Below are 23,744 nucleotides of genomic sequence, written 5' to 3'. Positions count from 1 at the left end.
TTAATCCCTCAAAAATAATACTATTCCATTTAGTATTGGCTTCCTCGAAAAATCTTATTGTACATTCTTTATGTGTTATACTTATATAATACTCTGAAATGCGTACCTCTTAATTACCCTGCCCCCAAAATTACAGTTACCCCCACTTTTAAAGTTAGATATACAACTTTTATTGCTTGTATATGTAGTATAATAATTATAAAAACAAATAATATGAGAAAAAATATTATTCAAAAACTACTGTATTTATTCTTTTTAGGTAGCGGTTTAAGTCTTTGTTCACAAAATTTAACAGAGTTATCGGTAGTTTCCTATAGTGATAAACCAGATTATGAAAGAGTGCATGTGCATAAACTAAAGATTAGCAATAATAGCATAGTAGAAAAAGAATATCGTTTTTCCATAAACAATGTACCGTGCAAAAATCAAGAAAAAATAGAAACGATATTAGAGTATTCATTATTAGATGAAAAAAAGAAACCTCTTATAAAAGCATTAAAAGTACTACCTAAAAGAAGTAAAATACTTTATTTAAAAATAACTAAACCATACAATATCAAATTAGGAAGTTGGAATTGTATAGAACTCCTGGTAAATGACCTTCAAGAGCAAGTGTCATTACAGAAAAAAGCTCCCTCTAGCAAGATTAATATAAAAACATATATACCAAATCAGAGTAATGACAATTAGACGATTAGCATAAGATTGTTGTTATTAGAAAAACTTAGAGGACATGAAAAAAATTACTAGTTTTATTTTATTTTTTATAGTGGTTTTTCTCGTTGCTGGCGGAAAATTAGAAGCCCAAATAAAAAAAGGATTCCAACCTAGATTTTCAGAAGCAGTTAAAGGAAATGTAACACTAATAGCAAATAATGTTTTATCAAGAAATAAAACAACGAGCTATATAGGAAGCGACGGAAACCATGACTTTAGTAATAACGTTTTTGTTGATATAGATAGTGATGCAAGTACATTCAATTCAAGTAGCGCAAACTTATCTAACCCAGAGCCAACAGTTAGTTGTTTAAGTATAAAGAAAGCATATTTATACTGGGCAGCAGCTGATAAAGAGGAAGACAATTCTTCAGATGAACCCAATTGGGATTATAATAAAGTAAAATTGCAATTACCAGGAAGTTTAGGTTATACAACTATAACTGCTGATGATGTTATTTATAGAGGAAGAGACGAGATAGGTCACTTTGTTAATGATCCATACATTTGTTTTAAGGATATCACAAGTGAAGTAAAAGCTTTGGCAACACCCTATGGAACTTATCAAGTAGCTAATGTTAGGGCAAAGGAAGGAAGTTTGACTTCACATGGTGGAGGAAATACAGGAACTTCTGGAGGTTGGCAAATAGTATTTGTATATGAAAGCCCTACTTTACCAGCAAAAAATATATCGCTTTTTGATGGTTACGCACATGTTACAAGTAGTGTTAATAATTTTGAAATTGGATTTAGTGGTTTTCAAACAGTACCAACAGGAGATGTAGATGTAGATGTAGTAATAGGTGCCTTAGAAGGAGATAGAGATTTATCAGGAGACAGGTTGCAAATAAAAAATACTAGTAACAATTGGGTAGATTTATCATATAGTTTAAGGAGTTCAAGTAATTTTTTTAATAGTAGAATAGCTAAAAATGGAAGTAACTTTATAGATAGAAATCCAGCTAGTACTAATACTTTAGGATTTGATGCAGATGTATTTGCTCTTAGTAATCCAGGAAATAGTATAATAGCTAACAATCAAACTTCTGCGACAATAAGATTAACATCAAACCAAGAAACATACGGACTCTTTTTAATAGGATTGTCTGTAGATGTTTGGAAACCAGATTTAGCGCCATTAATATTATCAAGCTCAACAAATACTAGTAGTGTAGAAGACACTGTTAGTTTTTCAGTCAATATAGAAAACAATGGTAATGACAATGTAAAAGACTTAACAATAGAAACAACAATACCTCAAGAAGTAGATTTAATAGAACCAATAATAGGGTTACCTTTTGGGGTTACTTATAGCTATAATACAACAACTAGATTATTAACCTTTGATGCTATTGATGGAATTACAGATGTTGGAGATACACCATATAGTTTAAGTTTTCAGGTGAAAGTAAAAAAACAGTGTTATTTTCTAGAAGAAATGTGTTCCGATAAATTTCAAATACAATTAATAGCAACTTATGCAGGAGAAGAAAATAATAGTACACAAACAACTTTAAGTTCTAAATCAGTTGATTCTTGTGGTATAGGAGATAATTTACCTAATGAGATAAGTATTAACCAACCTGACGAGGCTAATTGGACAACTACAGTCAATTCATTAGATAGAACAGTGTCTTGTGAAGATAGTGCTGCCCTAGCTACGGCGCAATTACTTACCCCAGAAGCAAGTTGTGATTTAACAATAACCAAAATACCTGGAAGTTTTGAGGCTTCAACAACTAATTGTCCTGTTATAGGAACATATACTAATATTTGGACATTTACAGATAGTTGTGGAAGAACAAGTGGACAATTTACCCAAACCATTACGGTAACTGATACCTCAGCACCCGTTTTATCAGCAACACCAGCCGATGTAAGTGTCGACTGTGAAGCCATACCAGCAGTACCAACTATTACCGCAACCGATAACTGTGATAGCGTAGTAGATGTAGTATTCACTGAAGTAAGCAATACGGTTGTAGATGGCTGTGGAGAGATTGTACGTCAATGGGAATCAACCGATAACTGTGGTAACACGGTAAGTCATACGCAAACCATTACGGTAATCGATACTACAGCACCCGTACTATCAGCAACACCAGCCGATGTAAGTGTCGACTGTGAAGCCATCCCATCAGTACCAACCATCACTGCAACCGATAACTGCGATAGCGTAGTAGATGTAGTATTCACTGAAGTAAGCAATACAGTAGTAGACGGTTGTGGAGAGATTGTACGTCAGTGGGAATCAACCGACAACTGTGGTAACACGGTAAGTCATACACAAACCATCACAGTAACCGATACTACAGCACCCGTATTATCAGCAACACCAGCCGATGTAAGTGTCGACTGTGAAGCCATACCATCAGTACCAACCATCACAGCAACCGATAACTGTGATAGCGTAGTAGATGTAGTTTTTACCGAAGTAAGCAATACAGTAGTAGACGGCTGTGGAGAGATTGTACGTCAATGGGAATCAACCGACAACTGTGGCAACACGGTAAGTCATACACAAACCATTACAGTAACGGATATTACTAACCCAGATTTTACAGTACCAGTAGATATTACAATTTACAAAAATGATAATTGTACTTATGATGTTAGTATTGGAATTACTGGTGATGTTACCAATGAATCTGATAATTGTGATACAACTTTAGATGCTAGTTATAGTGATGTAGAATCGGCAGGAACCTGTGAAGGAGAAGTAATAGTTACTCGTACATGGAGTCTTACTGATAACTGTGGCAACACAACTGAAAAAGTTCAAACAATAACAGTAAAAGATAATACAGCACCAATTATAGACGAAACAAACAAAAATAATATAGATATAGAATGCGGAGTAGGAGATACAGAAACTACGTTACAAGATTGGTTAAATAGCAATGCAGGAGCTACAGCAACCGATAACTGTAGTAGTGTAATATGGACCAATAATTATGGGGATGATACCTCTGTAAAATGTGATGGAAGTTATATCACAGTAACTTTTACAGCAACAGATGCTTGTGGAAACTTTAGTACTACAACAGCAGGATATTTAATTAAAGATGAAACAGCACCCACAATAACTCAGCAACCATCAGATAAAATTGTAGAATGTGATGGAGCAGGAAACATAACAGAGTTAAATAGTTGGTTGGCAACTAATGGAGGAGCGACAGCGACAGATGACTGTAGTATTGTAACATGGAGTAATGATTACACAGGTTTAACATATACCTGTAGTTTTACAGGAGAAGTAGAGGTGGTTTTTACAGCAAAAGATGCTTGTGGAAACACTGTAAATACAACTAGTGCGAAGTTCACCATAGAAGACACAGTAGCACCAGAATTTGTAGAGACTTTACCAGCGGCAGAAATTACGGTAAGTTGTGATAACATTCCAGTGATGGAAACTTTAACAGCGACAGATAATTGTGATGCATCAGTAACGGTAATTCCAAGCGAAGTAACCAGTGGTGATGATGATACTTGTGGATCAGAATACTTGATTACAAGAAAGTGGACCGTATCAGATTGTTCAGGAAACACAACAACACATATTCAGGTAATTACTGTAGAAGATACAGTAGCACCAGAATTTGTAGAGACTTTACCAACGGCAGAAATCACTGTAAGTTGTGATAACATTCCAGTGATGGAAACTTTAACAGCGACAGATAATTGTGATGCATCAGTAACGGTAATTCCAAGTGAAGTAACCAGTGGAGATGACGATGCTTGTGGATCAGAATACTTGATTACAAGAAAGTGGACAGTATCAGATTGTTCAGGAAACACTACAACACATATTCAGGTAATTACTGTAGAAGATACAGTAGCACCAGAATTTGTAGAGACTTTACCAGCGGCAGAAATTACGGTAAGTTGTGATAACATTCCAGTGATGGAAACTTTAACAGCGACAGATAATTGTGATGCATCAGTAACGGTAATTCCAAGCGAAGTAACCAGTGGTGATGATGATGCTTGTGGATCAGAATATTTGATTACAAGAAAATGGATAGTATCAGATTGTTCAGGAAACACGACTACCCACATTCAGGTAATTACAGTAGAAGATACTACAGCGCCAGAGTTTGTAGAGACTTTACCAGCAGCGGAAATCACTGTAAGTTGTGATAACATTCCAGTGATGGAAACTTTAACAGCGACAGATAATTGTGATGCATCAGTAATGGTAATTCCAAGCGAAGTAACCAGTGGAGATGACGATGCTTGTGGATCAGAATATTTGATTACAAGAAAATGGACAGTATCAGATTGTTCAGGAAACACGACTACTCATATCCAAGTAATCGCAGTAGAAGACACAGTAGCACCCGAATTTGTAGAGGAATTACCAGCAGATGCAACAGTAAGTTGTGATACAATTCCAGCAGCAGCGGTATTAACCGCAACAGATAACTGTGATACTTCTGTAACTGTGAATTACTCAGAAGAATTTTCAGGACAAGACTATATATGTGCATCAGAATATACGATTACAAGAACTTGGGCAGTTCAAGATTGTGCAGGTAATAGTACATCACACACTCAAGTAGTAACAGTTGAAGATACTACGGCTCCAGAGTTTGTAGAGGAATTACCAGCAGATGCAATAGTAAGTTGTGATACAATTCCAACTGCAGTAATTTTAACAGCAACCGATAATTGTGATGCTTCTGTAACTGTGAATTACTCAGAAGAATTTTCAGGACAAGATGATGCATGTGCATCAGAATATACAGTTACAAGAATATGGACAGTAGAAGATTGTGCGGGTAATGAAACTTCGCATACTCAAGTAGTAACTGTTGAAGATACACAAGCACCCGAATTTGTAGAGGAATTACCAGCAGATGTAACAGTAAGTTGTGATACAATTCCAACTGCAGTAATTTTAACAGCAACCGATAATTGTGATACTTCTGTAACTGTGAATTACTCAGAAGAATTTTCAGGACAAGACAATATATGTGCATCAGAGTATACAGTTACAAGAACATGGGCAGTAGAAGATTGTGCGGGTAATGAAGCTTCTCATACTCAAGTAATAACTATTGAAGATAATGAAGCACCACAATTGGTATCAACATTAGAAGACATTATAGTAGAATGTGATACTGTTCCTGATGTTCCAACTTTAGAATTTACAGACAATTGTTCTTCAAATGTAACACAAACTAACTTTGAGGAAACAAGTACGTTTGATGGAAGTGATAGCGATTATACAATTACAAGAAAATGGACAGTTACAGATGACTGTGGAAATGTAGCAGACTTTATACAGTATATTACAGTAACTGTAAAAACATCTGTAACAGAAATAGCGGATTCAAGGTGTATTGACGATGGCGAAATTAACTTAAATGATTATTTGGCAAATCAAAGTGAAAACGGAACTTGGGAAGTGACTCAAGGAAGCGTTACAATATCTAATGATGGAAGTTTTGATCCGTCAGGAGTGAATTTAGGAGATTATGTGTTTACATATACATCATCAAACAGTAGTTGTTTAACAGCAACAAAAGTTACGATTAATATAAACGATGACTGTATAGTGTTACCATGTGGGCAAGAAGATGTGGTAATTTCAAAAGCAGTAACTCCTAATGGAGATTCATGGAATGAGTTTTTCAAAGTTACAGGAGCTGAATCCTGTGGATTTATAGCCAATGTAAAAATATTTAACCGTTGGGGAGCTAGAGTTTTTGAATCTAAAAATTATGCAAATAATTGGAACGGAACTTCAGATGGAGCAACGTTTGGATCAGCAGAAAGATTACCGGCTGGTACATATTACTACATTGTAATATTAGAAAATAGTGGGTTAAAACCATTTACAGGAGCAATTTACTTAGGAACTAAATAATATTATAGCTATGAACCAAAATTACAAGCTATTAAAAGCAACTATTGTACTGTTTTTTGCAACAGTTTTAACAGTTCAATCACAACAGCTACCACAGTTTACTCAATATATGTATAATACAATTTCTATCAACCCTGCATATGCAGGAAGTAGAGAAGTACTGAGTATTGTTGGACTGCATAGAAGTCAGTGGGCAGGATTAGATAGAGCACCAGAAACACAAACCTTGTCTATTCACACACCTCTTAGAAATGATAAAATAGGATTAGGATTATCATTTATAAATGATCAATTAGGCTATGAAAATTTCACCTATTTATATGGAGATTTCTCATATACGATTCAGCTTAATGAGGATATAAAATTAGCCTTTGGACTTAAAGCAGGATTTACTCAATACAATATAGATGATGCCTTAATAGCAACTGAAGGATCAGATCCAGGAATTTCAGGGATTCAAAATAGATGGGAACCTAATTTTGGGAGCGGTTTATTATTACATACAAATAAATGGTATGTGGGGTTTTCAGCTCCAAGATTATTAAATATAGATCATAATGATTTGGTTGTTAATGGAGTTAATTACGGAATTATAGACAGAGTAAGTTATTATTTAACAGGAGGATATGTTTTTGATTTGAGTGATAATGTAAAGTTTAAGCCAGCGACGTTAATTAAAGCAACGAATGGAGCACCAGTATCATATGACATAACAGCAAACTTCTTATTCAATGAAAAATTTTGGTTAGGAGGTTCTTATAGAATCAATGAAAACACAGGAGCTTTAGGGGCTTTAGTAGATTTTCAAGTTTCTCGTCAGTTCCGAATAGGTTACGCGTACGAGCATCCATTATCAGACATTAATCAATACTCAAATGGTACACATGAAATATTATTAATGTTTGAGTTATTTCCTAAGTCATATAGAACGAAATCTCCTAGATATTTTTAAAAAGGATAGTTATGAAGACAAAAATTACACTGATACTACTTTTTTTATCAAGCTTTGCATTTTCTCAAAGAAAAATAGCAAATAAATTTTATAAAGAATATGCGTATGTAAAAGCAGCTGAATTTTATAAAAAAGCCATAAACGAAGGAGATGATGGGGTGGATATGATAACAAGGTTGGCAGATTGTTATTATAATAACTCAAACTCTAAACAAGCTGCTTATTGGTATGGAGTTGCTTCAAATAGAAAAGAAAACTTAACTGATGATGCTATATATAAGTATGTACAGTCACTTAGAAGTATAGGAGAGTATGACAAAGCAGATAAATGGCTTCAAAAGATATCTGACAAAGCGTTAAAAGTAAAAAATGTTGACTATAATAAATTAAAAACACTTAATAAAGACTCTGTAGTAGTAGCAAACTTAGAAATTAATACTAAAAACTCAGAGTTTGGAACGTATGTAAATGGACAAAAACTATATTTTGCTTCGACAAGAAAAAAAGATGGTGAAATTTATGAATGGAATAACCAACCGTATTTAGACTTATATCAAGCCAAAATTATTAAAAATAAAAAAGATGAAGATAGTATAGTAAGTGTTATTCCTATTGTATCTTCTAAAATTAACACGGGTTTTCATGAATCGAGTGTAGCAATAACTAAAGACGGGAAAACGTTATATTTTACAAGAAATAATTTAAACGAAAAGAAAAAACTAGAGTATAGTAAAAAAGGTACATCACATTTAAAAATATTCAAAGCTACGTTGGTTAATGGGCAATGGGATAATATTGAAGAGTTACCGTTTAATGATAAAATGTATTCTAGTGGACATCCAGCATTGAGTCCGGATGATAAAACATTATATTTTGTATCTGATAGACCAGATAGTTATGGGTTAACGGATATTTATAAAGTAGCTATTTTAGCTAATGGAGAGTATGGAGCACCAATAAACTTAGGAGATAAAATAAATACAAAAGGAAGAGAAATGTTTCCTTTTGTAGCTAAAGATTATACCTTATATTTCTCTTCGGATGGTTATGCAAATTTAGGATTATTAGATATTTTTAAATCTGATTTACTAAAAAATAACTCGTCAGAAGTTATAAATATAGGAGCTCCATTTAATAGTGGATATGATGATTTTGCTTTCTTTTATAATGAAGATGCAAAAACAGGGTACTTTTCTTCCAACCGACCAGGAGGAAAAGGACAGGATGATTTATATAAGTTTAAAACCTTAAAGTGTAAACAATATATTAAAGGGAGAACTTTTGATAAAAGAACAAAAGAAATTTTACCTAACACTTTAGTAGAGCTTATAGACTTTAAAGGAAAAGTTGTAAAAAGGTTCGTAACTCAAGAAGATGCCACTTTCGTTTTTGAAGTTGAATGTGAGAAGAAATTTTCTTTAAGAGGAACAAAACTAGATTATAAAGATGACTTCATTAATAATATTGAAACGACAGATGTAAGAGGTATAGAAATAGATCGTGATTTATATTTAACACCATTAATTATAGGAAACGAAATAGTGATAGATCCTATATTTTTCGATTTTGATAAATGGAATATACGACCAGATGCAGCTTATGAACTAGAGCATATTGTACGAGTAATGAAGAATCATCCAAAAATGATTATTAAAATTGAAGCTCATACAGATAGTAGGGGTAGTGATAAATACAATGAGATTTTATCAGATAGAAGAGCTAAATCTACCAGAGATTATATTTTTTCAAGAGGTATAGCTACCAACAGGATAGAAAGTGCTATTGGTTATGGAGAAAAGCAGTTGGTGAACAAATGTTCTAATGGTGTACCTTGTTCAGATGAAGAGCATCAAGAAAACAGACGCTCAAAATTTATAATTGTTAATGATTATAAAAAATAATATCTAAGACCTCTATTTATTTTAAAAATAGAGGTCTTAGATATTATTATTGTTATTTTTTTACAAAAATATTGGTATAGTACCATGTACCACCAGTGTTTTTTTCGGCAGTCACTTCAAAATGGGTAAAATCACCTTCAATATTTTTTCGATGTCCCTCGCTTTTAATCCATCCATTAACAACAGATTCAGCAGTAGAATATCCATAAGCTACATTTTCAGCAACCTTAATAGCATTTGTGTTTTCAACTAAATAATCTTTACGATCATGAAAAAAATCGTGAGAAAGCTCTTTTTTCTTTATCATATACATAGTATGATTATATGTTTGAGATTTTATAGCTTCAAGTTTTTTTAAAGTAGATAAGCCTTTGCTTAATCTATAATCATTAATAAGATCAAGAATTTCATTTTCTATTGATTTTTCTTCTATGCTAACGGTAGAATCAGAAGGAGAGTCAATTAATTCATTTTCATTTGAAGAACAAGAAAAGAAAACTAAGGCACAACATAGTACCAATAACTTAAAGGGGAAGTTATTCATTTTTAATAGGGGTTAGGGGTTAAATTATTTTAAAAGTCCAAAAATAGTACAAAATACAATTTAAAACAAGTTTCTTTTTATGCTTAAACGTATTTTTGTATGATTAGATAGCCTGTTTTATAAAGTCTTCATATTCATAAAAAAACAGTTCAAACTGTGTCATAGTCTCTACAAAAAACTCATAACAATCTCTCCAAGTATCTTTATTGTGAATACTAAATTTTTTATCAAAAGGGATATAAATTCTACGAATAATTTTGTGATTGTTTAACTCAAAATTATCATCAAATATAACTTCAGGTAAATATTCTGTTTCCAATATTTTCTTCAAAGAAAGAAGTTGATCGTAAAGTAATTCATTGGCTACATCTTCTGGATGTTCGAAATCTAAACAAACTGAAGCGTTTTTTCTATCCGCTTGAAATTTAAAAGCAAATCCCTTTATTTTGGTATTGTATAACAACCATTTTCTTGGAAAAGATTTTCCAAAACTAGTCCAAAATTCTTTACGCAATCGGGCAGATTCTTCTTTACTAAACACTATCCGTGAACTTTTGCAGTTTTACCTCTTTCTCGCATCATTTCGGCTTCGAAAGCCAATAAATCTTCCCATTTTTTATCAACGATTTCACGATCCATATACTTACGAGCATACCCTAAAAATAAGGTATAATGATTTGCTTCAGAAACCATTAAATCCAAATAAAATTTAGATAATTGTTCATCTTCCATATTATCAGCAAAAACCTTAAAACGTTCACAGCTACGTGCTTCTATTAGAGCAGCAACTAAAAGTCTGTGAATTAGCGCTTCTGTTCTATTACCTGTATGAGGGAAAAATTTTTGCAATTTTAAAGCATAATCGTTTTTAGTAGCCTGTCCTAAAACCATATCTCGCTCTATCATTATGTTATGTACCATCCTAAAATGTTCCATTTCTTCAATAGCAATATCACTCATATCTTTAACAAGTTCAGTTTCTTCAGAGTAATTGATAATAATTGACACAGCATTTGAAGCAGCTTTTTGTTCAGCAAAAGCATGATCTGTTAATAGTTGTTCTAATCCGTTTTTAGCAACTTCAACCCATGAAGTTTCTGTGTCAAATTGTAATCCAAGCATAATGTGTAATTGAGGTTGTAAAAGTAAAAAATATAAGTGCTAATTGTATTATAAATACTCTAAAAATGGTAAATTTGTTGCTGAAAAAATCTCTTAAGAAAATTGCTTTAAAAAATATTGATCCGAATTACGAATACTAAATAGATTGCTACAAATTCTAAATAGGGTAATATTTTAAAAATATTTTTCAGTAGTTTTAGATAAAATAGAGAAAGACAGAAAACTTCTAAGGAAATGAAATTACAGTTACAAAAAAAAATGGGAAAAATTATTGGCGCTTTAGCATTAGTCTTTTTAATGATTACAGCTAATTCGTGTAAAAAAACAGTTACTACAGAAAGTAATGTAAATGAATTTGGTGAATATATTAGTGTTTTTCCAGATAAGCTAATATCGGTAAACCCTAACTTAAAATTTGTATTAAAAAATAAAGTCACGACAAACTTTGATGCCACTGAAGTTATTACTACAAAACCAGCTATAAAAGGAGAAGTAGTTTTAAATGATAATGAGTTAGTTTTTGTTCCAGCTGAAAAACTAAAAAGTAATCAAGAGTATTTAATAACACTTCATTTATCTAAATTATATGAAGATATAGAGGAAGATTTAGAGAACTTTACTGTTAAAGTAAAAACTAAAGAATTATTATTCAACGTTTCTTTACAAGCTCCAAGTGTTCATAATAAAAAACTATATGCAGTAGAAGGAGAGTTAATTGCTAGTGATATTATAGAAACGGAAAAAATTCCATCTTTAATTAGAGCTACATATAATGGGAAAGAAAAAGCTATAAAGTTTAGTACTGTAGGTAAAGTAAGTTCTAAAGTTTACTTTAAGATAGACAGTATAGAACGCTATGAGGAAGACAAACAATTAAAGGTAGAGTGGACTGGAACACCAATTCAGTCAGAGTCCAAAGGAAGTAGAGAAGTTACCATAACAGGAAAAAACAACTTTAAGATATTAAATGTTGAAGTTATTGATATAGATAAACAACATATTGAAATAAGCTTCTCAGACCCATTACAAAAATCACAAAATTTAAAAGGACTTATTCAGTTTTTAAATACTCAAAAAAGAGCTTTTACATACAAGATAAATAGTAACAAAGTAACAGTATATCCAAAATCATCATTTACACAAAAAGTTGATTTAGAGATTTTCAAAGGAATTAAGAGTGTGGATGGTTATACTTTAAAAGAAAACACAATTAAAACGGTTTATTTTGAAGAATTAAAGCCTGCGGTAAAGTTTATAAAGAGTGGATCAATACTTCCAAACTCTAATAACCTAAAAATAAATTTTAGTGCAGTTAACTTAAAAGCGGTTGATGCTACAATTTACAAAGTATATAAGGAAAATGTATTGCAATTTTTACAAAATAATAGTTTAAGTAATCAAGGAAATTTACGTTATGTAGGGCGTCCTGTAGCTAAATACACAGTAAACCTTGGTAATCAAGGATTAGATCTAAGTAAAGAAAATGCTTTTGCTATTGATTTAGCAGAAATAATAAAAGTGGAAAACGGAGCGATGTATAGAGTCGAGTTTTCATTTAATAAAGACTATTCAAATTATAAATGTGCAGAAGGTGTTTCAACGAAAACCATCGTTTTCGGAAAAAAGGAGATAGATACCAAAAGCTATGACAACCCTAATTACTATGACGATTATTACTACGATTATAATTGGAGAGATAGAGAGGATCCTTGCACAACGTCATACTATTATAACAAAGATATTAGTACAAATATTTTAGCTACTAATATTGGAGTTATAATTAAAAAAGGAAATAATAATAAAACGTTAGTAGCAGTAACAGATATACTTACCACAGATGCTATAGAAGGAGCAAAAGTAACTTTATATAATTTACAAAAGCAAGAAGTAGCTTCAGCAACAACTAATAAAGAAGGAGTAGTTTCTTTTTCTGATGTTACTAATGCCTTTTTTGCAGTAGTTACTAAAAACAACAATACAACTTATGTGAAATTGAAAGACGGTGATGCACTTTCAATGAGTAAGTTTGATGTTTCTGGAGTGAAATTACAAGAAGGAATTAAAGGATATATTTATGGAGAACGAGGAGTTTGGAGACCAGGAGATCAATTGTTTTTAACTTTTGTTTTAAACGATAATGCGAACCCAATTCCAGAGGAACACCCAATAAAATTTGAATTAATAAATCCGCAAGGAAAAATAATCGATAGAAAAGTACTTTCAAAAAAATCAAACAATGTATACACATACGCTCCTATAACAAACCCAGAAGCTATTACTGGTAATTGGAAGTTACGTATAAGTGTTGGCGGAGCTGTTTTCAATAAAACATTAAAGATTGAAACCATAAAACCGAATCGATTAAAGATAAAACTAGCTACAGATGCAGAGTTCATCAAAGCAAATTCAACTATTACAGGAAATGTAGAAGTAAAATGGTTACATGGAGCAATAGCAAGAGGATTAAAGTTAGATATCAACGGGAAATTCTCACAAACCAATACGGAGTTTTCAAAATTCAAAAACTATAATTTTGATGATGTAACTCGTCGATTTGGAACAGAAGAGTTTAAAGTGCTAAAAGGAAGTTTGAGTAATGATGGAACTACTAAATTCTCGGTAAAACCTAAATTAGATAGTAAAGCTCCAGGAATGTTAAGAGCGAGTTTTATTACAAAAGTATATGAAAATGGAGGAGACTTTAGTACCGATGTATTTTCTAACAAAGTGTCACCATATACTTCGTACGCTGGATTACAAGATGCTGAAGAACCACAATCTAAAAACTATTTATTTACAGATGAAAACTATACATTTAATGTAGCTTCAGTAAACGAAGAAGGAGTAGGAATAGCAAATACTTTAGAAGTAAATGTATATAAATTATCATGGCGTTGGTGGTGGAGTACTTCTGATAATGGATTGTCTAGTTATGATGGTACACGTTATCATGAACCTTATAAGAAATTAAAAGTAACAACAAATGCAAGCGGTAAAGGGACTTTTAAATTAAAGGTTGACGAAAATGATTGGGGACGTTATTTAATAAAAGTAAAAGACTCAAAAAGTAAGCATGTTACCTCAAATGTGGTTTATTTTGATTGGCCTTCTTGGTATGCTAAAAAGAAAGGAAATCAAGATAAAAGTAACGCTACGATGTTAATATTTACAACCGATAAAGAATCGTATGAAGTAGATGAAAAAGCAACTGTGAAGTTTCCGTCTTCAGAAGGAGGAAAAGCATTTATTACTATTGAGAATGGAACAGAAGTATTAGATCATTTCTGGGTACCAACACAAGCACAACAAACATCGTTTAGTTTCCCAGTAAAAGCGAGTTATACACCAAATGTATTTGTAAACATTTCATTGTTACAAAAACATAGTCAAACAGTAAACGATTTACCAATTCGTATGTACGGTTCAATACCAATGTTGGTACATAATCCTGCAACGAAATTAGAACCAAAAATCCAGTTAGCGGACGAGTTAAGACCAGAGTCTACGGCTACTATTCAAGTAAAAGAAGAAAAAGGTAGGGCGATGACTTATACCATTGCACTGGTAGATGAAGGTTTGTTGGATTTAACACGTTTTAAAACACCAAATCCATGGGGAGTGTTCTATGCACGCCAATCTCTTGGTGTAAAAACTTGGGATATTTTTGATGACGTTATTGGTGCTTACGGTGGAAAAGTAAATCAAATATTAAGTATTGGAGGAGATGAAGCAGAGGCAGGAAGTAAAAACCGAAAAGCGAATCGATTCAAACCAATGGTTACGTATTTAGGCCCTTTCGATTTAGAAAAAGGAGACAGTAAGGAACATAAAATAAAAATACCTAAATATGTAGGATCTGTTCGAGCTATGGTGGTGGCTACTGATACTAAAAAAGATGCGTACGGTAGCGATGAAAAAACAGCTTTTGTACGAAAACCAGTAATGATTTTAGCATCATTGCCTCGTAAAATAACACCACAAGAAACTGTTACCTTACCAGTTACTGTTTTTGCAATGAAACCAAACATTAAAAATGTAAAAGTTACAGTACAACCAAACGAAGCATATACTATTGTAGGAGATAAAACACAAACCGTTTCATTTAGTCAGCCAGATGAAAAAATGGCGTATTTCACCTTAAAAGTAAATGATTTTAAAGGAATTGGTAAAGTAAAAATAGACGCAAGTTCAGGAAGAGAAAAAGCATCTTACGAAGTAGAAATAGATGTGTTAAACCCAAATCCAGTAACTACTGAAGTAAAAGATGTCGTATTGAAATCTAATGAAGTAGGGGAGATTAACTTTACAAGTTTTGGTACCAAAGGAACGAACGGAGCTACGTTAGAATTATCAACCTTACCACCAATGAACTTTACCAAGCGTTTGGGATACTTAATTCGTTATCCGCATGGATGTGTAGAACAAACAACTTCAGGTGCTTTTCCACAGTTGTTTTTACCAGAATTATTTGAATTATCAAAAGAGAAGATAGCTTCAACAGAAAGAAATATAAAAGCAGCAATTCAACGTTTATCAGATTTCCAATTATCTAATGGAGGATTGTCATACTGGCAAGGAAATAGTACCGCAGATAGTTGGGGAACATCTTATGCAGGTCATTTTATGATAGCGGCCGAGAAGAAAGGATATGTGCTACCTATTGGTTTCAAATCAAAATGGATAGGATATCAAAAGCAACAAGCACGTAATTGGAGAAATAACTCACGTTATTACAATAATTCTTTATCACAAGCATATAGGTTATACACGTTAAGTTTAGCAAATAGTCCTGATTTAGCATCAATGAACCGTTTACGCGAATCAATGGGAGTTTCAGATGAAGCAAAAATGAGATTAGCAAGCGCGTATGCTTTAATAGGTAAAAAGGCTATAGCAAAATCTATTTTAAAAGGAATAACCGGTTATACCTATACAAAACGATATTATTCAAACTATGGTTCTGAAACTAGAAACAAAGCAATGTCTTTAGAAACCTATATGCTGTTGGATGACGAAACTAAATCAATAAAATTAGCAAAAGAAATTGCTGAAAATCTATCAAGCGAGCGTTGGATGAGCACACAAACTACAGCCTATAGTTTGTTGGCAATGAGCCAATATGCTCTAAAAAATGGCGGTAGTGACGGAATTAATACAAGTTATATTTTAAATAAGGCGTCAGGAGAAGCAAGTACTTCAAAATCGCTGTTAGCAAAAGATTTAATAGCTATTCAAAAAGAAAATTCATTAAAAATAACTAACAAAAACAACGGAGTTTTATATGTACGTATATTAAACAAAGGAATTTTACCAGTAGGTGAAGAAAAAGTATTCCAAAAGAATTTAGAAACCACTATTACATACAAAACAAAAGATGGAGCTCGTATTACTCCAGATAACTTGTCACAAGGAACCAATTTTGTAGCAGAAGTTACAGTGAAAAATCCAACAAGTGAAACCATCGAAAATGTAGCATTAACGCAATACATTCCTTCAGGATGGGAAATTGTAAATACACGTTTTACTGATTTTGGAAACAATACAACATCTTCAAAAGTAGATTATACCGATATACGAGATGCAAGTATCAGTAACTACTTTACCTTGAAGAAGTACGAAACCAAAACATTTAGAGTATTAGTGAATGCTTCGTATTTAGGTGAATATTATTTACCAGGAGTACAAGTAGAAGCAATGTATGACAACGATTATATAGCTCGTACTAAGGGACAGTGGATTAAGGTAATTAAGTAAATAGTTTCTAAACAATCATTACGGTTTTTGTAGTGATTGTTTGTTATTTGTTAAATTTTAAAAGAGGGTACGAGGGATATTTTTTAGGAGAAATTTGACACATAAAATAATTTATGCAAACAATTTTCAAATGGATACAACAAAATAAAATCAAAACAATCATCACAGCGTTCGTGGTGATTGTTTATTATTTTTGTTTACCTAAAAAATTATTTGAGACACCTACATCAACAGTTGTTACTGCAAAAAACAACGAATTATTAGGAGCTGTAATAGCCAGCGATGGTCAGTGGAGATTTCCTGAGTTAGACTCTGTGCCTAGAAAATTTGAACATTGTATTTTACAATTTGAAGATGCTTACTTCTATAAGCATTTCGGGTTTAATCCTATTTCAATAGGAAAAGCAATGGTAGAAAACATCAAAGCGAAAAGAGTTGTACGAGGAGGAAGCACATTGACACAGCAAGTAATTCGCTTATCAAGAAAGAATAAAGAACGCTCATATTTTGAAAAGCTACAAGAATTAATACTAGCCACTCGATTAGAATTTCGTCACTCAAAAAAAGAAATTCTAAACCTCTATGCATCTCATGCTCCTTATGGAGGAAATGTTGTTGGGTTAGAAATGGCATCGTGGCGTTATTTTGGTTTAAAACCATATCAATTATCATGGGCAGAAACAGCAACTTTAGCTGTATTACCAAATGCTCCTTCATTGATTTATCCGGGAAAAAATCAACAAAAGCTAAAAAATAAAAGAAATAGGTTATTACAAAAATTACATGAAGAAGGAATAATAGATCAAATAACATATGATTTAGCAATTGAAGAAGAGTTACCACAAAAACCATATCCGTTACCTACAGTAGCACCACATTTTGTACAAGAAGTAACTAAACAGTATAGAGGACAACGTGTAAAAAGTTCTATTGATATTCATTTGCAAAGGCAAGTAAATAATTTAGTAAAGCAGCATTATTTCCGTCAAAAACAAAATGAAGTCTACAATATGGCGGTATTGGTGTTAGATGTTAAAACAAGAAAAGTACTGTCTTATGTAGGGAATTCTCCAACTGATAAAGCACATCAAAAAGATGTGAACAATATCATCGCTCCAAGAAGTACAGGAAGTACTTTAAAGCCTTTTTTATATGCGCAAATGCTACAATCGGGAGATTTACTACCTAGTCAATTAGTCGCAGATGTACCAACAGAAATAGCAGGATATTCACCAAAAAACTTCAATCTAACTTTTGATGGAGCAGTTCCTGCGAACGAAGCATTAACACGTTCACTGAACATTCCTTCAGTACGCATGTTACAGCGATACGGATTGGAAAAATTTAGAGAAGATTTAAAGGCATATCACATTAGCGATATTAATAAATCAGCAGATTATTATGGACTCTCCTTGATTTTAGGAGGAGCAGAAGCTAGTTTATGGGATTTATGTAAAACCTTTGCAGGATACGCAGGAATTGTAAATCACTATGAAGAATTAAAACATAAGTATTACCAAAATGAGTTCATAGAACCTAGTTTTTTGTCAGAAGGAACTCCAGATTTTGGTAAAGTTCAAGAAGACTATATAACTTTAGATGCTGGAGCTACATTTTTAACACTAAACACTTTAATAGAGGTAAATAGACCTTATACAGATCAAGCTTGGAAGTATTATGATTCGTCTCAAAAAATAGCATGGAAAACAGGGACAAGTTTTGGAAATAAAGATGCTTGGGCAGTTGGAGTTACCCCAAAATATGTAGTAGGGGTGTGGATAGGAAATTCTGATGGAGAAGGACGTCCAGACTTAACAGGAGTTGGAAGTGCAGCTCCATTAATGTTTAATGTTTTTGATGTGTTACCGAAATCTAACTGGTTTTTAGAACCCTATGAAGATTTAATAGAAGCTGCTATTTGTGAGAAAAGCGGGTTCTTAGCTAAGACAATTTGTCCTTCAGTAATAACCAAAAGAGTTCAAAAAAGTGCTATGAAAGCCAAGTCATGCCCGTATCACCAAGAAATAACGGTAGATATATCTGAAAAATATAGAGTGAACTCAAATTGCGAATCAATTTCTAACATGATAACAAAACCATGGTTTGTATTACCACCACTAATGGCTTATTATTATCAGCAGAATAACGCAGATTACAGATCACTTCCAAAATATAGATCAGATTGTAACCAGTTGGAAAGTAATACAATGGATTTTGTTTTTCCTGCTAAGCTCACATCAAAAATATCGTTAACACGAGGAGAGGATAATAAGTTAAATCCTATAATTTTAAAGCTCACACACGCCAATGCAGAGGCAAAAGTATATTGGTATTTAAATAAACAATTTATTGGAATAACAGAACAGTATCATGAACAAGCTGTTATGCCAAAAAAAGGAGTTCATACAATAACAGTTATAGATGATTTTGGGAATGAGCTGAAAAGGATTATTGAATTAAAAAATTAAATAAATATAAATACGGTTTAATTAAAAGCTGTATTTTTAGTTTTTTTAAATATAAAATATGTTAGAACTAGCAGGGATAATTATACTTGGAATTTTAGCTCAATGGGTAGCTTGGAGGTTTAAAATTCCAGCAATTTTACCTTTAATTTTAATAGGATTGCTTGTTGGACCTATTGCAGCAGAATTTTTTAATGATGATGGAAGTAAATGGATAGAACCTATTTGGGATGGTGAAAAAGGGTTATTCCCCGGCGAAGGACTGTACTATTTTGTGTCATTATCAATTAGTATTATTCTTTTTGAAGGAGGTTTAACCTTACGACGCGGAGAAATAAAAAATATAGGTCCTGTTATCACCAAATTAATCACATTAGGATCTGCAGTTACCTTTTTTGGAGGAGCTATAATTGCTCATTATGTATTTGGATTAAGTTGGGAGTTGTCATTCTTATTTTCTGGATTAATAATTGTTACTGGACCTACAGTAATAACACCAATTCTTAGAAACATACCGCTTAAAAAAGATGTCTCAGCAGTTTTAAAATGGGAAGGAATATTAATAGACCCTATTGGAGCATTAGTAGCTGTACTTGTTTTTGAATTTATAAGTGTAGGTGGAGGTGCTGGATTTACTGGAACAGCCTTATTAGAATTCTTAAAAATTATCCTTTTTGGAACCACTTTCGGTTTCACTTTTGCCCATGCTTTAATCTTTGTAATTAATAAAAAATGGGTGCCACATTATTTATTAAATGTAGTTTCCTTATCCACTGTTTTATTAGTATTTGTAGAATCTGAATTATTTGCTCATGAATCAGGATTATTAGCTGTTGTGGTTATGGGAATGGTACTTGGTAATAGTAAATTAAAGAACTTAAAAGAGATACTGTACTTTAAAGAATCATTAAGTGTCTTGTTAATCTCTATTCTATTTATTTTATTATCAGCAAATATTGATTATAAAGAGCTAACACTATTATATGAGTGGAAAACATTGCTTCTATTTGCTTTAATTGTGTTTGTGATACGTCCGTTAGCAGTATTTTTAAGTACCTCAAAATCTAATTTAAAAACTAACGAAAAACTATTTATTAGTTGGGTAGGGCCAAGAGGTATTGTTGCAGCAGGTATTGCTTCGTTATTTGGAAGCAAGCTGTTAAAGCAAGGAATTGAAGGAGCAGAATATATTACACCTTTAGTATTTATGGTGGTGTTAGGAACTGTTTTGTTAAACGCTACTACAGCAAGGTTATTTGCTAAATTAGTTGGTGTATTTTTAAAGCGTTCAAATGCAATAATGATTGTTGGAGCTTCAGATTTAGCTAGAATGATTGCTAAGTATTTAAAACAAAATCAAAGAAGAGTGGTGTTGATTGATTCTAATATTGAAAATGTTGAAAAGGCCAAAGAAGAGGGGCTGGAGTCAATTGAAGTAAATATTTATGATGATCAACTTACAGACAATATTGAACTTAATGATGTAGGATATTTAATAGCAATGACAGGAAGTGATTCAATTAACAAATTTGTAATCTCTAATTTCTCCTCTATTTTTGGAGAGCAAGGAGCTTATCGTTTAGCAACTTCACAGGAAGTTATTACAAAAGATTACGAAGATGAAGATCATTTATTTACAATAGAAGATGATTATATTAATTTAATGGAAGCTGTAAGAGAATTCCCTGAAATTCACGAAACAGTAGTTAATTCTATTGATGATTATAAGAAGAAAATTGAAGAAATTAACAGAGATCAAAAATCGATTCCAATTTTCGTTAAGAGTCAAAAGAATGAAATTCTATTAATCTCAGAATTTGAGAAAAAAGTAAAGAAAATAGAAGATTGGAAGTTAGTTTACGTAGGTAAGAATTTAAACATCTAAGCCAAAAGTACTCTTTAATTTTTCAATTAATGGATTTTTTTCTTTTAGTTTGTCGTACTTCTCTTGAGGAGTATAGGCAAACTTTTTTTCTACAGTTTCATTTACAATAACATTAATTTGGATACCGTAGTTATTTAATTTTTCTCGTAAAAAACGTAATAATTTAGGTTTTCCTTTTTCAAGTTGCGACTTCATTAAGTCATTAGGTAACGAAAAAATAATCGTTAAATCTTCTTGTAACTTGGGCTCACCAGAAGCTAAAATAGCAGCGATACTTCGTTCTCCAAAACCTTGTAATTGGAAATAATATTTTTTCCAAGCATCTTTTAACTCATCTTGAGTAAAAGGAGTTCTTGGATGATTATCGAAGTTTTCCTCTGTATCAATAGTACTTTTTACTTCTTTCTTTTGCTGTAAGCTTTTTAAAGATAAAGCAGAAGTACGTCGTTTAATGTTCTTTAAAACTGGTTTAGTGGGAGTTTTTTCTTTTGTTTCAGTACTAGTTACTTGTACTGATTCCATTTTTTTAGGAGTTTTTGTAACAATAGGTTTTACCTCAGTTTTTTTGACAGAAGGAGATAAAGCGGTAAAAAAAGTAGCAGGAATTATGTAGTTGCTAGATTTTTTTTTTGCTCCATCAAAAGTGATAGAGGCAATTTGCATTAAAGTAAGTTCTACCAATAAGCGTTGGTTTTTACTTCCTCGATATTTCAAGTCGCAATCATTAGCCTTGTCTATAGCAGGGAGTAAAAATTGCATACTGGCTTTAGAAGCTTGCTCTAAATATTTTTTCTTAGTATTATCACCAACCTCTAATAAAGCTATGGTAGCTTGGTCTTTTGCAACTAACAAATCTCTAAAGTGAGAAGCCAAACCGTTTATAAAATGATGTCCCTCAAAACCTTTTCCCAATACATCGTTAAATGCCATTAAGACTTCTGGAATTTTATTCTGAAGTAATAAATCGGTAATGTTAAAATACACATCGTAGTCTAACACATTTAAGTTTTGAGTAACAGCTTCGCGAGTTAAATTGTTTCCAGAGAAGCTTACAACTCTATCAAAAATAGAAAGGGCGTCACGCATTGCACCGTCAGCTTTTTGAGCAATTACATGTAATGCATCATCTTCAGCAGTAATGTTTTCTTTAGCACAAATTGTTTTTAAATACTCTTTAGCATCTAAAACACCAATGCGTTTAAAATCAAAAATTTGACAACGAGATAATATCGTTGGTATAATTTTATGTTTTTCAGTAGTTGCTAAAATAAAAATAGCATGTGCAGGCGGTTCTTCTAACGTTTTTAAAAAAGCATTAAAAGCGGCTTGAGAAAGCATGTGAACCTCATCAATAATATAAACCTTGTACTTTCCTGTTTGAGGCGGAATACGAACTTGATCTGTTAAATTACGAATATCATCAACCGAGTTGTTAGAAGCCGCATCTAATTCAAAAATATTAAAAGCAAAATCTTCATCATCTGTAGTTGCATCTTCTTGGTTAATACGTTTAGCCAAGATACGAGCACACGATGTTTTACCAACTCCACGAGGTCCTGTAAACAATAAAGCTTGAGCTAAATGGTTGTTTTGTATAGCATTTTCTAACGTATTGGTAATAGCTTGTTGCCCTACCACATCTTCAAAATTTTGAGGACGATATTTACGTGCCGATACTATAAAATGTTCCATTAAAATATACTGTTTACTTGAACAAAAATAGAAAACACAGTGGCAACACGCAAACAAAATTCTTAAGGAAATATTAAAGTTGTAAACAATTGTAAAAACTGTATTCTTTGTACGACCAACTAACATATAAATAATAAGAATTATATGAAGATATTCAAAGGAGTAACAGTATTTACTGTTGTTGTTTTAGCGGTAACGTTATTAAGTTTCTCACAAAAAAAAGAAGAAAAACTAAAAGAGGTGTCAGTAGAAACAAGCTCAGAAACACAAGTAGCTTACTTTGCAAGTGGTTGTTTTTGGTGTGTAGAAGCAATTTTTGAAAGTGTAAATGGAGTAGAGGAAGCTGTATCAGGATATGCAGGAGGACATACTAAAAATCCAACCTATAAAACAATAGGAACAGGTAGAACAGGACATGCTGAATCTGTAGCTGTATATTATAATCCGAAAAAAGTTAGTTTTCAAACATTAGTAACGGTGTTTTTTGGTTCACACGATCCAACCACTAAAAACGGGCAACATCCTGATTACGGTTCACAGTATCGTTCAATAGCGTTTTATAAAACACAAGAAGAGAGACAGCTCATAGAAAATACTATTAAAAAGTTAAATGAAAATGTGTATCATGGGAAAATAGTTACGGAGGTTAAAAAGATGGAGAAGTTTTATCCTGCGGAAGAGTACCATCAAAACTATGAGCGTTTGCACCCAGAGAATCCGTATGTGCAAAAAGTTTCAATTCCTCGACTAAACCGATTTAAACGTAAGTTTCCGGAATTGCTTAAAAAAGAAAAGCATTAAAAACTTTATTAAGTTAAAGTTTGTTTATATAAAGACTCC

General features: G+C 32.4%; 12 protein-coding genes. 8 read left to right on the top strand and 4 right to left on the bottom strand.

What is annotated here, in order from left to right; translation table 11 throughout:
- Nucleotides 1-213 precede the first annotated feature (213 nt).
- The 4 genes from ABMY20_RS09750 to ABMY20_RS09735 are packed head-to-tail and all read left to right on the top strand — an operon-like array spanning nt 214 to nt 9,442.
- A complete protein-coding gene (locus ABMY20_RS09750) occupies nt 214-690 on the top strand; it encodes a hypothetical protein (protein WP_047788936.1) in 477 nt (158 codons plus the stop codon).
- A 43-nt stretch (nt 691-733) separates the two neighbouring features.
- On the top strand, nt 734-6,589 hold the full coding sequence (locus ABMY20_RS09745; protein ID WP_349265172.1) for a gliding motility-associated C-terminal domain-containing protein: 5,856 nt from the start codon (nt 734-736) through the stop codon (nt 6,587-6,589).
- 10 nt (nt 6,590-6,599) lie between these two features.
- On the top strand, nt 6,600-7,541 hold the full coding sequence (locus tag ABMY20_RS09740) for a type IX secretion system membrane protein PorP/SprF (RefSeq protein ID WP_349265171.1): 942 nt from the start codon (nt 6,600-6,602) through the stop codon (nt 7,539-7,541).
- Nucleotides 7,542-7,552: 11 nt separating this feature from the next.
- Nucleotides 7,553-9,442: an OmpA family protein gene (locus ABMY20_RS09735; protein WP_159616746.1), complete on the top strand. Its 1,890-nt coding sequence runs from the start codon at nt 7,553-7,555 to the stop codon at nt 9,440-9,442.
- A gap of 52 nt (nt 9,443-9,494) precedes the next feature.
- On the opposite strand, the gene ABMY20_RS09730 is transcribed toward ABMY20_RS09735, so the two are convergent.
- From ABMY20_RS09730 to ABMY20_RS09720, 3 genes are all read right to left on the bottom strand, one after another.
- Nucleotides 9,495-9,986, bottom strand: coding sequence for a CAP domain-containing protein (locus ABMY20_RS09730; protein ID WP_047790570.1), 492 nt, complete (start codon nt 9,984-9,986; stop codon nt 9,495-9,497).
- Nucleotides 9,987-10,089: 103 nt separating this feature from the next.
- On the bottom strand, nt 10,090-10,527 hold the full coding sequence (locus ABMY20_RS09725; RefSeq protein ID WP_047790571.1) for a DUF4268 domain-containing protein: 438 nt from the start codon (nt 10,525-10,527) through the stop codon (nt 10,090-10,092).
- The gene (locus ABMY20_RS09720) at nt 10,527-11,108 is read right to left on the bottom strand and encodes a tRNA-(ms[2]io[6]A)-hydroxylase (protein WP_073183535.1); all 582 of its coding nucleotides are present in this window, start codon (nt 11,106-11,108) and stop codon (nt 10,527-10,529) included. The genes ABMY20_RS09725 and ABMY20_RS09720 overlap by 1 nt, the downstream gene beginning before the upstream one ends.
- Before the next feature lie 234 nt (nt 11,109-11,342).
- Between ABMY20_RS09720 and ABMY20_RS09715 the strand changes: the two genes are divergently transcribed.
- From ABMY20_RS09715 to ABMY20_RS09705, 3 genes are all read left to right on the top strand, one after another.
- A complete protein-coding gene (locus ABMY20_RS09715; RefSeq protein ID WP_349265170.1) occupies nt 11,343-16,862 on the top strand; it encodes an MG2 domain-containing protein in 5,520 nt (1,839 codons plus the stop codon).
- 113 nt (nt 16,863-16,975) lie between these two features.
- Nucleotides 16,976-19,330, top strand: a complete 2,355-nt coding sequence (gene pbpC / locus ABMY20_RS09710) for a penicillin-binding protein 1C (protein WP_349265169.1) — start codon at nt 16,976-16,978, stop codon at nt 19,328-19,330.
- Between the two features lie 58 nt (nt 19,331-19,388).
- The gene (locus tag ABMY20_RS09705) at nt 19,389-21,212 is read left to right on the top strand and encodes a sodium:proton antiporter (protein ID WP_047790574.1); all 1,824 of its coding nucleotides are present in this window, start codon (nt 19,389-19,391) and stop codon (nt 21,210-21,212) included.
- On the opposite strand, the gene dnaX is transcribed toward ABMY20_RS09705, so the two are convergent.
- Nucleotides 21,201-22,904 carry a DNA polymerase III subunit gamma/tau gene (dnaX, locus tag ABMY20_RS09700; protein WP_349265168.1) on the bottom strand — a complete coding sequence of 568 codons (1,704 nt, stop codon included), beginning with the start codon at nt 22,902-22,904 and terminating at the stop codon, nt 21,201-21,203. The genes ABMY20_RS09705 and dnaX overlap by 12 nt on opposite strands.
- Nucleotides 22,905-23,048: 144 nt before the next feature.
- Between dnaX and msrA the strand changes: the two genes are divergently transcribed.
- A complete protein-coding gene (gene msrA, locus ABMY20_RS09695) occupies nt 23,049-23,705 on the top strand; it encodes a peptide-methionine (S)-S-oxide reductase MsrA (protein ID WP_159494880.1) in 657 nt (218 codons plus the stop codon).
- Nucleotides 23,706-23,744: the final 39 nt, after the last annotated feature.

Source organism: Tenacibaculum sp. SSH1-16 (genome assembly GCF_040104435.1).
Lineage (GTDB): Bacteria > Bacteroidota > Bacteroidia > Flavobacteriales > Flavobacteriaceae > Polaribacter > Polaribacter mesophilus.
This window is presented reverse-complemented; position numbering and strand designations above follow the sequence as displayed.

Coding starts and splice junctions, on each gene's coding strand:
- msrA (WP_159494880.1), top strand. CDS start 23,049: ATGAAGATATTCAAAGGAGTAACAGTATTTACTGTTGTTGTTTTAGCG.
- ABMY20_RS09715 (WP_349265170.1), top strand. CDS start 11,343: ATGAAATTACAGTTACAAAAAAAAATGGGAAAAATTATTGGCGCTTTA.
- pbpC (WP_349265169.1), top strand. CDS start 16,976: ATGCAAACAATTTTCAAATGGATACAACAAAATAAAATCAAAACAATC.
- ABMY20_RS09705 (WP_047790574.1), top strand. CDS start 19,389: ATGTTAGAACTAGCAGGGATAATTATACTTGGAATTTTAGCTCAATGG.
- dnaX (WP_349265168.1), bottom strand. CDS start 22,904: ATGGAACATTTTATAGTATCGGCACGTAAATATCGTCCTCAAAATTTT.
- ABMY20_RS09735 (WP_159616746.1), top strand. CDS start 7,553: ATGAAGACAAAAATTACACTGATACTACTTTTTTTATCAAGCTTTGCA.
- ABMY20_RS09740 (WP_349265171.1), top strand. CDS start 6,600: ATGAACCAAAATTACAAGCTATTAAAAGCAACTATTGTACTGTTTTTT.
- ABMY20_RS09720 (WP_073183535.1), bottom strand. CDS start 11,108: ATGCTTGGATTACAATTTGACACAGAAACTTCATGGGTTGAAGTTGCT.
- ABMY20_RS09745 (WP_349265172.1), top strand. CDS start 734: ATGAAAAAAATTACTAGTTTTATTTTATTTTTTATAGTGGTTTTTCTC.
- ABMY20_RS09750 (WP_047788936.1), top strand. CDS start 214: ATGAGAAAAAATATTATTCAAAAACTACTGTATTTATTCTTTTTAGGT.
- ABMY20_RS09730 (WP_047790570.1), bottom strand. CDS start 9,986: ATGAATAACTTCCCCTTTAAGTTATTGGTACTATGTTGTGCCTTAGTT.